The 13055-nt window shown below is 73.1% G+C and carries 10 protein-coding genes and 1 pseudogene; 2 read left to right on the forward strand and 9 right to left on the reverse strand.

Annotated features, from left to right (window positions below; genetic code table 11):
* The 3 genes from ACFYPH_RS13870 to ACFYPH_RS13880 are packed head-to-tail and all read right to left on the reverse strand — an operon-like array spanning nt 1 to nt 2320.
* Nucleotides 1-981, reverse strand: coding sequence for an ABC transporter permease (locus ACFYPH_RS13870; protein WP_387181715.1), 981 nt, complete (start codon nt 979-981; stop codon nt 1-3).
* Nucleotides 978-1868 carry an ABC transporter ATP-binding protein gene (locus tag ACFYPH_RS13875; RefSeq protein ID WP_387181718.1) on the reverse strand — a complete coding sequence of 297 codons (891 nt, stop codon included), beginning with the start codon at nt 1866-1868 and terminating at the stop codon, nt 978-980. The genes ACFYPH_RS13870 and ACFYPH_RS13875 overlap by 4 nt, the downstream gene beginning before the upstream one ends.
* Nucleotides 1869-1912: 44 nt before the next feature.
* The gene (locus ACFYPH_RS13880) at nt 1913-2320 is read right to left on the reverse strand and encodes a GntR family transcriptional regulator (RefSeq protein ID WP_355068880.1); all 408 of its coding nucleotides are present in this window, start codon (nt 2318-2320) and stop codon (nt 1913-1915) included.
* Between the two features lie 179 nt (nt 2321-2499).
* On the opposite strand from ACFYPH_RS13880, the pseudogene ACFYPH_RS13885 reads away from it, so the two are divergent.
* Nucleotides 2500-3769 (forward strand): annotated as a pseudogene (locus ACFYPH_RS13885) (Nramp family divalent metal transporter).
* Nucleotides 3770-3832: 63 nt separating this feature from the next.
* Here the strand turns inward: ACFYPH_RS13885 and ACFYPH_RS13890 are convergent.
* The 6 genes from ACFYPH_RS13890 to ACFYPH_RS13915 form a co-directional block, all read right to left on the reverse strand.
* Entirely contained in the window at nt 3833-4105 is a 273-nt protein-coding gene (locus ACFYPH_RS13890) for a hypothetical protein (protein WP_355068884.1), read from the reverse strand.
* Nucleotides 4106-4171: 66 nt separating this feature from the next.
* Nucleotides 4172-7039 (reverse strand): DUF5682 family protein, encoded by a 2868-nt coding sequence (locus ACFYPH_RS13895; protein WP_387181722.1) that lies wholly within the window; start codon nt 7037-7039, stop codon nt 4172-4174.
* Entirely contained in the window at nt 7036-8148 is a 1113-nt protein-coding gene (locus ACFYPH_RS13900) for an AAA family ATPase (protein ID WP_234582269.1), read from the reverse strand. The genes ACFYPH_RS13895 and ACFYPH_RS13900 overlap by 4 nt, the downstream gene beginning before the upstream one ends.
* A 14-nt stretch (nt 8149-8162) precedes the next feature.
* Entirely contained in the window at nt 8163-9587 is a 1425-nt protein-coding gene (locus ACFYPH_RS13905) for a VWA domain-containing protein (protein WP_387181726.1), read from the reverse strand.
* A complete protein-coding gene (locus tag ACFYPH_RS13910) occupies nt 9584-10975 on the reverse strand; it encodes a hypothetical protein (protein ID WP_387181729.1) in 1392 nt (463 codons plus the stop codon). Before ACFYPH_RS13910 ends, ACFYPH_RS13905 begins: the two co-directional genes overlap by 4 nt.
* Complete coding sequence (locus tag ACFYPH_RS13915; protein ID WP_387182325.1) at nt 10975-11442, reverse strand: hypothetical protein; 468 nt, start codon at nt 11440-11442, stop codon at nt 10975-10977. The genes ACFYPH_RS13910 and ACFYPH_RS13915 overlap by 1 nt, the downstream gene beginning before the upstream one ends.
* A gap of 333 nt (nt 11443-11775) precedes the next feature.
* On the opposite strand from ACFYPH_RS13915, the gene ACFYPH_RS13920 reads away from it, so the two are divergent.
* Complete coding sequence (locus ACFYPH_RS13920) at nt 11776-12885, forward strand: lectin (RefSeq protein WP_387181732.1); 1110 nt, start codon at nt 11776-11778, stop codon at nt 12883-12885.
* Nucleotides 12886-13055 lie beyond the last annotated feature (170 nt).

A 13055-nucleotide genomic window follows, 5' to 3' on the forward strand; every position in this document is an offset into this window, starting at 1 on the left:
TTACGCGATCCGGCGGACCCGACGCACGGCGAGGTAGAGCAGGAGCACGGCGAGGGCGACGAAGATGCCCGTCTCGATGCTCTGGAACAACCAGAACCGGTCCGCCGGCTGGTACAGCTCCCAGTTGTACGCGCCCGGTCCGATACCCAGCTCGGCGCCGCAGGCCTGGCCGGTCGGGCCCTTGCCACCCGGCGGGCACTGGATCCGGGTGTTCTCCGCCGCCATCGTGCCGTCGGCGTTGCGGACTCCCACGGCGAGAACCCAGTTGCCCCGGTCTCCCTCCGGAATCCCGGGCCCCTCGATCGGGAAGGTCTGGGTGCGGGCGGGCTGGTAGTGCGGTCGGGCCAGGATCTCCACCGCCGCCCGTACGCCGATGAACCCGGCCAGGGTGATGCCCATGGCGGGCAGCATCCGCTTGAAGATGGTGCCGGCGAAGATGCCGAGCGCCACGGCGAAGAGGGTGTAGCCGATCGGCACGATGCCCTGCAGGTCGAAGACGATCATGCCGAGTCGGCCCTGGTGCGCGGCGTGGGTGAGCGGTTGGACCCACCACGACATGCCCAGTCCGTAGCCGGCCGCGAGGAGCACGACGGCACCGCCGACCAGCCCGAACTTCACCAGCGCCCAGCGGGTGCGGCCGACGCCCTGGGTCCAGACGAACCGGTGCGTACCCTGCTCCACCTCGCGAGCCACCAGCGGCGCGCCCCAGAACAGGCCGACCAGCACCGGCAGGGTGATCAGCAGCACCGCCACCAGGTTCAGACTGTCGTACCGGTCGCTGAAACGGCGCAGGCCCACGTCGCAGGTCTGCGCGGCAGCCTCGCTGAGGGTGGACGGGCGCAGACACTCCGCCAGCCCGAGGTCGGCGAAGGTGTGCCGCATCGACAGGCCGATCGGCACCAGCACGGCGGCGAGCACCAGGAACCCCAGGAGGGTGTAGAACGCCAGCTTGCGGTGTTGCCGCCAGGTCAGCCAGATCATGCCGCCACCCCCCACTCGCTGTGACTGGTCTGCGTGACGCCGTCGGCCAGGTAGGCCAGGACGACGTCCTCCAGGCTGACGTCGCGCACGGTCCAGGCGGGGTCGGTGACCGGGCCGTCGGTGCGCACCAGCAGCGTGGACTGCCGGTCGGTGTGGCTGGCCCGGACCACCTGCGCGACGCCGCCGATCGGACCGCCGTCGTGCCGGGGGCCGACGAGCTGCCGGTGCGTCGCCACCAGGTCATCGACCAAGCCGGTGAGCTGCACCCGGGCGGCGTTGAGCACGATCAGGTGGTCGCAGACGCGCTCCAGGTCGGCCAGCAGGTGTGAGGAGAGCAGAACTGTGGTCCCGGAGTCCGCGACGCTGCCCATCAGCGACTGGAGGAACTCCCGCCGGGCGAGCGGATCGAGGCTGGCCACCGGCTCGTCGAGCAGCAGCAGCCGGGGTTGTTTGGCCAGCGCCAGAGCGAGCGCCACCTGGGCCCGTTGCCCGCCGGAGAGTTTGCCGACCGGCTTGTCGGGCGGTATGCCGAGCTGGGCCAACCGGGTCCGGGCCAGCGCCGCGTCCCACCGCCTGTTCAGCTCGCCGCCGGCGATGACCAGCTCGGCGGCGGTGAAGTCCGGGTACAGCGGGGTGTCCTGGGCGACGAACCCGATGTCGGCCAGCCCTTCCGTGTCGCCGTACGGCGACCTGCCGAACACCCGCACCGCGCCCTCGTCGGGCTTGAGCAGCCCGACGGCCAGGTGCAGCAACGTGCTCTTGCCCGCGCCGTTGGGCCCGACCAGCGCGGCGATCCGCCCGGCCGGAAGGTGCAGCGAACAGTCCCGCAGCGCCCACGTTCTGCCGTACCGCTTGCCCAGCCGGTCGGCCTCCAAGACCATGTCCATCCTCTGTCCTCTCGTAGCGCCGCGTGCTCGCTGCGCTCGCCCGCTCACGCGGGCTCCTTCTGTGGGGTGTCGTCGGCGAGAGTGGCGCGCAGTGTGGTCTCCACCAGGGCGACGACGTCCTCGGCCGTGAGGCCGGCGGCCTGCGCCCGGTGCAGCCACGCCACGAGGTCGTCGCGCAGCTCGGCCTGGTTGGGCAGGGACGCGCCGGCCAGGGTGCGCTGGACGAACGTGCCCACCCCCGGTCGGCCGCCGACCAGACCCTCGATCTCCAACTCCCGGTACGCCTTCAGCACCGTGTTCGGGTTGATCGCCAGCGACTGGGCGACGTCCCGGACCTTCGGCAGCTGGTCGCCGGGTGCGAGCAGACCGACGCGCAGCGCCTGCTTCACCTGCTGCACGAGCTGCATGTAGGTGTTCACCTTCGACCGGCTGTCCAGCACGAACTCGATCACTCGTGATGATCCTTCCTGTTGTCCTACGACAGTAGGACTAATAGACAGCTTGGTAGGACGCCCGCCCTCTGTCAAGCGGCTCCGCCGCCCTGGCACCCCCGGGCCAGCGATTGGCACCGACGGGTCAGCCACCCGGGAAGGGAACCGGCACGCGATCCGTGCGGAGGGGGAGGTGCTCGATGGTCACCAACGAACTCACGACGACGAGGGCGACGCCGTTGCAGGTCGCTCGCGCCCGGGGCCGGGTACGCGGGCGGTTGATTCTGCTCGGCCCGGCGTTCGTCGCCGCCGTCGCGTACGTCGACCCGGGCAACTTCGCCACCAACTCGGCTGCCGGCGCCCGCTACGGCTACCTGCTCGTCTGGGGTGGTGGTCGTGGCCAACCTGATGGCCATGCTGGTGCAGACCCTCACTGCCAAGCTGGGCCTGGCCACCGGCCGCAGCCTGCCCGAGCTGTGCCGCGAGCGCCTGCCCCGCCCGGTGAACCGGATGATGTGGGTGCAGGCCGAACTCGTCGCGATGGCCACCGACCTGGCCGAGGTGATCGGTGGCGCGGTCGCCCTGTACCTGCTCTTCGGCATCCCGCTGCTGCCCGGCGGGATCATCATCGGCGCCGCCGCCTTCGTCGTGCTCGCCCTGCGCTCGCGCGGGTTCCGCGCGTTCGAGATCGCCATCGCCGTGCTGCTGGGCGTCATCGTCCTGGCCTTCGCGGCCAACCTGCTCGCCGCCGGCTCCGATCCGGGCTCCGCCGTGGCCGGCCTGGCGCCCCGGCTCCAGGGCACCGACAGCGTGCTGCTGGCCGCCGGAATCCTCGGCGCCACAGTCATGCCGCACGTCATCTACGTGCACTCCGCGCTGACCCGCGACCGCATCCCCGCGACCGACGACGCCGAGCGCCGTACCCTCTTCCGTGGCCAGCGCACCGACGTGCTGCTGGCCCTGACGGCGGCCGGCGCGGTCAACCTCGCCATGCTGCTCATCGCCGCGGCCAGCTTCCGGGGCGGCGGCCCGGTGGGCGCCGACAGCCTGGAGGGGGTGCACGCCGGCCTCGGCCAGAGCATCGGTACCTTCGCCGCGTTCGGGTTCGCGGTCGCCCTGCTGGTCTCCGGGCTCGCCTCCACGAGCGTCGGCACCTACGCCGGCGAGGTGATCATGCAGGGTTTCCTGCGCCGCCGGGTCCCGCTGCTGCTGCGCCGGCTGGTCACCCTGGCACCCGCGCTGGCCGTGCTCGCGATCGGCCTCGACCCCACCCGCGCCCTGGTGTTGTCGCAGGTCATCCTCAGCTTCGGCATCCCGTTCGCGCTGATCCCGGTGGTCGCCTTCACCCGCCGCCGCGACCTCATGGGCAACCTGGTCAACCACCCGCTCACCACCGCCGCCGCGGCGCTGGTGGCCCTCCTGGTCGTCGCGCTCAACGCGTTCCTGCTGTGGCAGGTCGTCGCCGGCTGACCCGGCGGCAACGGACCCGATCCGCCCGCCGGTCGCAGCCTCGTCGGGCCGCGACCGGCGCGGTCAGGTGCGGCGACCCTCGTCGCGCGCGGGGATCTCCTGACGCTGTTCGAGGGCATCCGCCGGGTTGGCCTCCGCCGGGAGCGACGTGACCTCCTCAAGCGTGCCGCCCGGCAGGGCGCCCTGCTCGGCCAGGTCGGCCTCGGACGCCTCCGGGTCGACGTCGCCGGACATCCGATCCGGCGGCCCGACGTCGAACGCGTCCTGCCGCTGCTCGGCGGCGTCCGCCTCCGGCGGAGGAATCGGTTCGCCCTGATCATCCCGGAACGTGCTCATCGAAAGCCTCCTGCCCGACGGGTGTCGACGTGCCGCCGGGCCGCTGCCTACCCGCCGTGGTCGCGCTCACGCCTGGGCCAGCACTCGCGCGGCCACGGCCTCGACCGTGTCGGGATGCTTCGCCACCAGCGCGGCCACGCCGCCCGGGTCGGCGGGAGCGTCGGTGACCGGCAGCCACCCGCCGTCGTGTCCGAGCAGAGAGGCGATCGCGTCGACCGCCTCCGGATGCGCGGCGACCAGGACGCCCACCCGACCCCGTGGCGCGACGACGGCGCGCATGTCGCCCACCTCCTGCGCACCCACTCCCGGCGGCGGCGGGGACGCGACCCACGGCGGCACCCAGGAATCCAGCTCCGGCAGCGCCTCCGGGAAGGTGCGCCCCGCCTCGCGGATCAGCAGCGGGACCAGCTCCGGCCCCTGGTCCCGCAGTGTCGTGATCAGGGTCGGCAGCCACGGCAGCAGCACCGGGTCGGGTAGCCGGGCGAAGGCGGTGGACATCGTCTCGACGACGAACGGCGCCAGCGCGGGCACCGGCTCCAGCGCGTGCACGAACCCGGCCAGATACTGCGGGAAGGCCGGCACCACCAGCGGGTTGGCCAGCAGCTCGGCACACCGGGCCCGCAGTTCGGCCAGCGGCAGCAGGTCGAGCTGGTGTCGGGCCGCCCAGAGCAGGGCGACCTTCGCCGGCGCCGTCGGGTGCGACTGCCCGACGGCCAGCTCCAACTGAGACCGGTCGCAGCCCAGCGACAGCGCCAGGCCCTCCATGGAGAACAGGAAGCCGAGCATCGCGCCGACCTGCCGGACCCCGGTCTCCTCGGCGGCGATGGCGGTCGGCAGCAGGGTGCAGTAGTGCGCGTACCCGGTGGTCACGAACGCCGCGCACCAGGGCGGAAGGGTCGGCGCGGTGGCCCGGTAGTGGGCCAGCAGGCGCCGGATGCGGCGCAGCACGTCCGGGGCGTCGTCGACGGTGCGCTCGGCGGCGAGCAGGTCCACCGCACGCGCCCCCAACTCGTCGACCAGACGAGGGCTGTCGAGCAGCCGGATGGCGTCCTCGACGGCGGCCAGCGCACCCGCGGCGGTGGCGTCGGGGCCGCGTACCGCCCGCCGCAGTCGCTGCTCCAGGACCTGCTCGACGGTCACGCCCTCGTAGCCCAGCTCGATCAGCGCCCGCTGGTGGCGGCCGAGCGCCAGGTCCCAGCTCTCCTGGACCGAACGGTGCCCGAGCCGACGCTCGCCCATGATCGGGCGGACCGCGGCCGGTGGCAGCAGGTGCCGCAGGATCCACAGCAGGTCCGAGCAGCGGCCCAGCTCCGGCTGGGCGGCCAGATCGAGCAGCGCCCGCTGCACTGTCCGCTTCTCCAGGGCCAGGCCGAGGGGCTGGAGACGATCGAGCACGTCGCGGGCCAGCGGCGGGAGGGCGTCGTAGCCGACCTGACCGATCCGGTCGCCGCCCAGCAGGATCTCGCAGAGCCGCCGGACGTCGCGCCGGCCGGGCACCACGTCCTTCTCGATGCAGGTGACCGCCGCGTCGGCGAAGTCGTACGGGGTGGGCCGGGCCCGGTTGCGCAGGCCGGCCAGCAGTACCGAGGTCTCGAAGACGGCGATCGCGTCGGCGGTGCTGGCCAGGTACCCGTTGCGCCGGGCCAGCCGGACGATGTCCACGCACCAGCCGCGCAGCTCCGCCTCGTCCAGGCCGTCCAGGTCAGGCGCCGCGGCGAGGAAACCGGTGAGCCGGTCGCTGACCGGCCCGGCGGGGGAGGGCGCCGTCGGGGTCCGGCCCCGCCGCCCCCGGCTGGTTCCGGTGCGCTGGCCGTCCAGCCGGTACGGGGACAGCCCGTGCCGGCCCACCGCCTTCGTCCAGGTCGCCGCCGCGATCGACACCGAGCCCGGCGCCAGCCCGAACTGGGCCTCGATCGCCGAATGGCTGGACGGGATCAGGCCGTACCGCCAGCGGGTGTCGGTGCGCGGGGTGATCTCGAAGTCGTCCACGGTGGAGCCCAGCCCGAACTGCTCGACCCGGCTGGCGGCGTGGAACGCGCCGCAGACGTAGAGGCAGTCGGCCGGATCGACGCCGGAGGTGGCGAGGTGCTGACGCATCCGCGTCCACATGTACCGCTCGCGATCCTCGTCGCGGTCCAGCCGATCCTCCCCGGCCGGGCGCAGCCGCCGGAACAGGCTGCCGATCAGCACCATCACCTGCCGGTAGGTGTCGTGGTCGGCGTCGGCCAGCGGGCGTTCCACGTACTGGTCCCACCACTCCGACCAGTGCCGCACCTTGCCGTGGTGCAGCAGGTACGCCTCCAGCTCCGCGAACCGGGGCCGCAGGTCGCCGATCTCCACCCCGACGGCGTCGCCGTGCAGCCCGGACTCCTCTCCGGTGGCGGCCGGCCCGGCCGCGCCGCCCCCGTCGGTCGCCCCGGCCGCGCCGCTCCCGCCGGTCGGCTGATCGCGCGGCGACCACTGAAAGACGTGGTCGGTGGAGCGGTCCACCAGCACCAGCTCCACGCCGGGGGTCTCCAGCACGTACGCGATGGCCTGGTACTCCGCCGACGCCTCGGTGACCGGCGCGACGACGCTGAGCGGCCCCCAGTCGGCGGGAAAGCCGGACAGCTCCGACGCGAACGCCTGCACCGCGACGGGCAGACGGCAGTTGCGCAGCTCCCCGAGCAGCGGTTGGAGATCTTCGCACAGCTCCAGGTAGATGACCCGGGGCTGCTTGGCCCGCAGCCGGCGCACCATGGCCAGCGCGGAGGCCGGTGAGTGGTGGCAGACCGGGAAGATCTCCAGTCGCTCGCCGAGCGCCCGGTCGACGTCGTCGACCATGCCGGCGAGGATCGCGCCGAGCGCGTCGGCGGAGCCCGCGAACGCGGCCGCCGCGTCGCTGAGCTGCTCGCGGAGCGCGCCGAACGGGCCGGCGACGGTGGACGCGGTCACGACAGGGACGCGATCGCCTGACGACCGCCGTCGAGGAAGCCCGCCCACCCGTCGTCGTCCTTGCGGGCCCGGGGCTCCACCACCCCGTGCAGGTACTTGTTGAGGATCGCCAGGTCCTCCGGGCTGCGCCGGGCCAGCGACCCGACCAGCGAGCCGGCGAGCGTCGCCGCGCGCAGCGTACGGTCGCCGAAGAACTGGCTGTGCAGGATGGCGTCCTCCAGCACACCGATCTGCTCGGCGGTGGACAGCGCCGACTCCAACTTCTCGTCGTCGCTGGTCGCGGCGGCGGCGCCGGCGCGCAGGTCGGCGAAGCTCTGCAACAGGATGTCCAGGAGGGTCGGCGGGACGTCCAACTCGATGCGGTGCCGGCGCAGCAGCTCCTCGGTGCGGAACCGGACGATCTCCGCCTCGCTGCGCTTGTTGGTCACCACCGGAATCCGCACGAAGTTGAACCGCCGCTTGAGCGCCGAGGAGAGGTCGTTGACGCCCCGGTCCCGGCTGTTGGCGGTCGCGATGATCGAGAAACCGGGTTGGGCGAAGACGATGTTGTCCTGGTCCAGCTCGGGGATGGCGACGTACTTCTCGGACAGGATCGAGATCAGGGCGTCCTGCACGTCGCTGGTGGAGCGGGTCAGCTCCTCGAAACGCCCGACCACGCCACGCTCCATCGCCGTCATGATCGGTGAGGGGATCATCGACTCGCGGGACTGGCCCTTGGCGATCACCATGGAGACGTTCCACGAGTACTTGATGTGGTCCTCCGTCGTGCCCGCGGTGCCCTGCACGACCAGGGTCGAGTTGCGGCAGATCGCGGCGGCCAGCAGCTCGGCCAGCCAGCTCTTGCCGGTGCCGGGATCGCCGATCAGCAGCAGACCCCGGTCCGAGGCGAGGGTGACGATGGCCCGTTCGACGAAACTGCGGTCGCCGAACCACTTCTGCGGGATCTCCCGGGACAGGCCGTCGGCCCGCTCCGAGCCGAGGACGAACAGCCGGACCATGCGCGGGCTCAGGCGCCACGAGAACGGCTTCGGGCCGGTGTCGACCGACTCCAGGAAATCCAGCTCGTCGGCGTACGTGACCTCGGCGGGGGCGCGCAGCATCTCGGACATGAGGGGTTGCTCTCCTAGGTGAGGAAGTTCTTCAGCTCGACGACGAGCTTGCGGATGTGACCGGAGATGACCGGGGTGCCCTGGTCCTTGAAGCGCTGCCGGAACCAGGGGTTGACGCTCTGCTGCCCGGAGCTGCTGACCGAGCCGACCGGAATGACCTTGACGCCGGAACGGTGTACGGCCTGGAGCCCGTCGAAGACCGCCTGGTGGTTGGCCTCGTAGAAGTCGGAGATCCACACCAGCACCGTGTTCTTCGGCTCGGCGATCTTGGGCCGGGCCAGCGTCAGCGCCGCCGTGCCGTCGGTGCCGCCGCCCAACTGGGTACGCAGCAGCACCTCGAACGGGTCGTGCACCCACGGGGTGAGGTCCAGTGCCCGGGTGTCGTACGCGACGAGGTGCACGTCGACCTTCGGCAGCCCGGCGAAGATCGAGGCGAGGATCGTGCAGTTGACCATCGCGTCGACCATCGAGCCGGACTGGTCGACGACGACGATGAGCCGGGACGGCGTGGTACGCCGCGCGGTGTGCCGGTAGTAGAGCCGGTCGACGTAGAGCCGCTCGTCGTCCGGGCTCCAGTTGGTCAGGTTCTGCCAGATCGTGCGGTCGAGGTCCAGGTTGCGGAACACCCGCTTGGGCGGCACCGACCGGTCCAGGGCGCCGACACTGGTCTGTTGCACCTGCGTCCGGAGCACCTCGGCGACCTCGTCGACGAAGCGCCGGATCAGTGCCTTCGCGTTGGCCAGCGCCACCCCGGACAGGTTGGCCTTGTCGCGCAGCAACTGCTCGATCAGCGACATGCTCGGGGTCAGCTGGCTGGCCAGCGCGGGGTCGGCGAGCACCTCCCGCAGGTGCATCCGTCGGACCAGGTCACCCTCCAGGCCGGCGAGGGTGCCGCCCAGCCCGCCGCCCTGACGGCGCAGCTCGCCGGGCTCGCAGCCGAGGGCCTGCTCGAACCAGCCGGCGTCGGACTGCCAGCGGGCCAGTTGGGTGGCGCTGACCGGACCGGAGCCGGTGGCGAACACGTTCAGCAGCACCTTCGACACCAGCGCCGCCCGGCGCACCTCGGCCGCACCCGGCCGGTAGGCCGAGCCGTCGCCCTCCGACCCGACCGGCCCGGTGCCCTCCGGCGCGGTGCCCTCCGGCCCGACGGTGTCTGGCTCGGCGTCGTGCGGCCGGTCGTCGTGCGGCTGGGCTTCGGCGGAGGTGAGCAGGCCGCGCAGCTCTGCCGCGAGTGCCGGGAAGCGCTGCACGATGGTGTCCACCGAGACCGACGGGTCCAGCAGGGCGGCGGGCAGCCCGAGGTCGTCGACCACGGCCACGCTCGCCGACTCCAGGCCGGGCTGCTCGTCGCGGTCGAAGAGGCGGGACAGCAGCCGCCAGTAGAGGACCTGACGGCGGTTGGCGTCGGCGAACCCGCCGGTGGGGATCGGCGCGGTCATCGGCGCAGCAACCGTCCCGCGCGCTCGCGCAACACGGCCACGGCGTCGCCCGCCCGGGCCTCCTCCTTGGCGACCTTCGGATCGGTGACGCCGCACGCCCAGTCGCCGTTGTGTGCCTGCACCGTCCGCCGCTTCACAGTCGCCCGGACCGCCAACGGCTGGAGCAGCCAGCGGCCGTCGTCCCAGCGTAGGAGGCCCAGGCAGGCCGACGCGGCGGCGACCAGGTCGGCGGTCAGCGGGCCGGCGGCCGGCAGCCGGTCGACGGCCAGCACGACCCGTTCGCCGTCCACCTCGATGCCGAGCGTGCCGTCCTCGTCGCGGATCGCGGCGCCCTCGACGAGCACCGGCTCGGCGATGCCCGTCGGGTGCCGGTCGAGGGGGTCGGTCGCGGCCGTGCTCGCGGCCGGCAACAGCACCCGGGCGGTGGCGAACGGGTCGGCGGGCTCGTCGAGCTGGACCCGGTCATCGACCCAGCCCAGGTCGCCACCGCGCAGCGGCAGATCGGTCACGACCAGCGCCCGCCGCTCGGCCAGCGCGGTGAGCAGCAGCGGGTGTGCCGACAGCAGCCGCCAGATCGCCGGCCCGACGATCGTGTCGACCTTCGCGGCGGCGACCGCCGTGCGGACCAGCAGCGCCGGCCCGCCGTCCGCCGGCTCCAGGACGGCGTGCAGCTGGACCTGCACGGCGGTGTCGTGACTGTGCACGTCCACACCGAGCGGCAACAGCCGCCCGGAGACCGCCGGCGCCTCACCGGTCGGCGGTGCGCCCTCGGTGAGCAGGACGCCACGGGCCCACAGGTCGGCCCAGCGGCGGGCCGGCACCTGCGCCATGGTGGCGACCGGAACGCAGGCCCGCAGCTCCGCGGCGAGCCCGTCGAGCAGCACCGCGATCCGGCGCAGCTCCGGCACGGCCAGGCTGGCCTCGACCACCCCGGCGGCGGCGGAGAGCAACTCGTGGTCGACGCCACGCCAGCCGGTGACCGCCACCTCGTGCCACCAGGCCCGCGCTCCGGCGAGCGCGGGCGGCGTCTCGGAGGGCCCGGTGGTCGGCGTCGTCCACGGCGACCGGGTGCGGCCCAACGCCTCGTCGAGCTGCCCGAGCAGGGCGTCGTGTGCCGCGCCGAGCAGCGCCGAGCGCGCCCCGGCGAGCGCGGCGAGGTGCTCCGGGGTAACCGATCCGGCGGTGACCGCGTCGACCGCGGCGGTCACCGGGCCACCCAGTGGGGTGCCGGCCAGCGCGTCGGCGAGCGCGGCGAGCGCCGCGGCGCCCCGTTCGCCGATCCGACCGAAGCCGTCGGCGAGGGCGTCGTCGAAGCCGGCGACCACGTCGAGCGCGTCGCTCAACCCGGCCGGGACCGCATGCAGGCGCGCGACCTGGGCGCCGCGCATCAGCGGCCGGACCCGGTGGCCGGGAACCAGTGCAGCTCGGGCAGCGCGACAGCGCTGACGGGCAGCTCCAGGTAGGAGAGGTGGCGCAGGAAGCGACTGAACACCACCGCCGCCGAGGCGGGCTCGGGCTGGCCGTCGAGCCGGGACAGCAGCTCGCTGCCGTCGGCCAGCCCGTCGCCGACGTCGACCCGCAGGTAGCGGGCCACCCGGTCGACGCCGTACTGGAGGACGGCCTCGTCGGCGAGCGCGTGCAGGTGCTTGCACGGGATGCCGCGCAGGCCGCCGCAGAGCCGGTTGTTGTTGGTGCTGCACTGGTAGGCGTGGGTGCCGGCGGCGACCGACGAGACGTAGACCCGCTCGACGTCCGACCCGCTGGAGACCACGCCCTGCAACCGGCCGTCAGCCAGCTCGACGAAGGGCACCTTGGCCAGCTTGCGGGGGCGGGCGGGCGGCACCACCGCCACCACGCTGCGCCGCCGCCAGTCGGCTCCGTCGGCGTTCGTCACGTCACGGCCTCCCACTTCGAGAAGAATCAAGGGTGGTGCGCACGCCGGCCGGTGCCGGTGCCGCTACGACGACACGATCATGGACTACGGGTACGACAGATCCGGTGGCGGTGCCGGTCCCCGCGAACCGTTCGGCGCAGCCAGCGCGGCGTTCGGCTCGCGGCCGTGCCGGGCCGGGTCCGGCCCACCCGTCTGATAGCCGAGCATCGATGGATCCGTTCGGATGTGGTAGCCGTTTTCGGCGGGCGGCGTGCCACGACGGTCCCGAACGACCCGCGAGGAGAGGGATCAACCATGCGATGGAACGCACGACGGGCCGCCGCCGGGGCCTTCGGGCTCGCCCTGGGTGCCGTACTGGCGTTGGCCCAGGTCGCACCCGCCCAGGCCGAGTCGAACGGCGGGGTACGCGTGATGCCGCTCGGCGACTCGATCACCGACGGGTTCAACGTGCCCGGTGGGTACCGGATCAACCTGTGGCAGCGGCTGGCCGGCGGCGGCTACACCGTCGACTTCGTCGGCTCGCAGTTCAACGGGCCGGCCAGCCTCGGTGACCACGACCACGAGGGCCACTCGGGCTGGCGCATCGACCAGCTCGACGCCAACATCGTCGGCTGGCTGCGGGCCACCGCCCCGCGGACGGTCCTGCTGCACATCGGCACCAACGACGTGAACCAGAACTACGACCTGGCCAACGCGCCAGCCCGGCTCTCCGCGCTGATCGACAAGATCAGGGCGACGGCGCCGGAGGTGGAGCTCTTCGTCGCCACCATCATCCCGGAGTCCGACCCGAATCTTCAGGCCCGGGTGCAGACGTACAACGCGGCGATCCCCGGGATCGTGGCGCAGAAGGGCAGCCGGGTGCACCTGGTCGACATGCACGCGGCCCTGAGCACCGCCGATCTCGCCGACGGGGTCCACCCCAACGCCGGCGGGTACGACAAGATGGCCGCCCGGTGGTACGACGCGCTGCGATCGGTGCCGGGCAGCCTCGTCCCGCCGAGCGGACCGCCGGTCGGCACCCCGGTCGGCCTGCTCAACCCGAACTCCGGGCGCTGCCTGGACGTCTCCGGCGCCAGCACCACCGCCGGCGCCCCGGTCATCATCTGGGACTGCCACGGCGCCGCCAACCAGCGCTGGACCCGCACCGCCGCCGGGGAGCTGCGGGTCTACGGCGACCGCTGCCTGGACGTGCAGGGCGGCGCGAGCGCCGACGGCACCAGGGTGCAGATCTGGACCTGCAACGGCGGTGCCGCCCAGCGGTTCACCTTCCGCTCCGACGGGGCGATCGTGCTGACCAGCGTCGGCAAGTGCGTCGATGTGGCATCGGCCGGCACCGCCAACGGGACCGCCGTCCAGCTCTGGACCTGCAACGGCAGCGGCGCGCAGCGCTGGTCCACGAGGTAGCGGGTCCGACGCCGGTCCACCTCGTGTCCCGGTGGACCGGCGTCCGCCCCCTGCGAGCCCCCCGGTTGGCGGCGCGGATGTCGTCGGGTCCGCGCGGATGGTCGCCGCCGCTAGTCACGATCGGCCAGGATGGGCGGGACGGCCGGACAACGGCCGCGGCGAGGAGGCGG

The sequence above is a fragment of the Micromonospora sp. NPDC005252 genome, from assembly GCF_042872475.1.
Lineage (GTDB): Bacteria > Actinomycetota > Actinomycetes > Mycobacteriales > Micromonosporaceae > Micromonospora.

Excerpts from the sequence above, each read along its gene's own strand:
- ACFYPH_RS13870 (WP_387181715.1), bottom strand. The coding sequence starts at position 981 with ATGATCTGGCTGACCTGGCGGCAACACCGCAAGCTGGCGTTCTACACC.
- ACFYPH_RS13890 (WP_355068884.1), bottom strand. The coding sequence starts at position 4,105 with ATGAGCACGTTCCGGGATGATCAGGGCGAACCGATTCCTCCGCCGGAG.
- ACFYPH_RS13910 (WP_387181729.1), bottom strand. The coding sequence starts at position 10,975 with ATGCGCGGCGCCCAGGTCGCGCGCCTGCATGCGGTCCCGGCCGGGTTG.
- ACFYPH_RS13920 (WP_387181732.1), top strand. The coding sequence starts at position 11,776 with ATGCGATGGAACGCACGACGGGCCGCCGCCGGGGCCTTCGGGCTCGCC.
- ACFYPH_RS13905 (WP_387181726.1), bottom strand. The coding sequence starts at position 9,587 with ATGACCGCGCCGATCCCCACCGGCGGGTTCGCCGACGCCAACCGCCGT.
- ACFYPH_RS13875 (WP_387181718.1), bottom strand. The coding sequence starts at position 1,868 with ATGGACATGGTCTTGGAGGCCGACCGGCTGGGCAAGCGGTACGGCAGA.
- ACFYPH_RS13900 (WP_234582269.1), bottom strand. The coding sequence starts at position 8,148 with ATGTCCGAGATGCTGCGCGCCCCCGCCGAGGTCACGTACGCCGACGAG.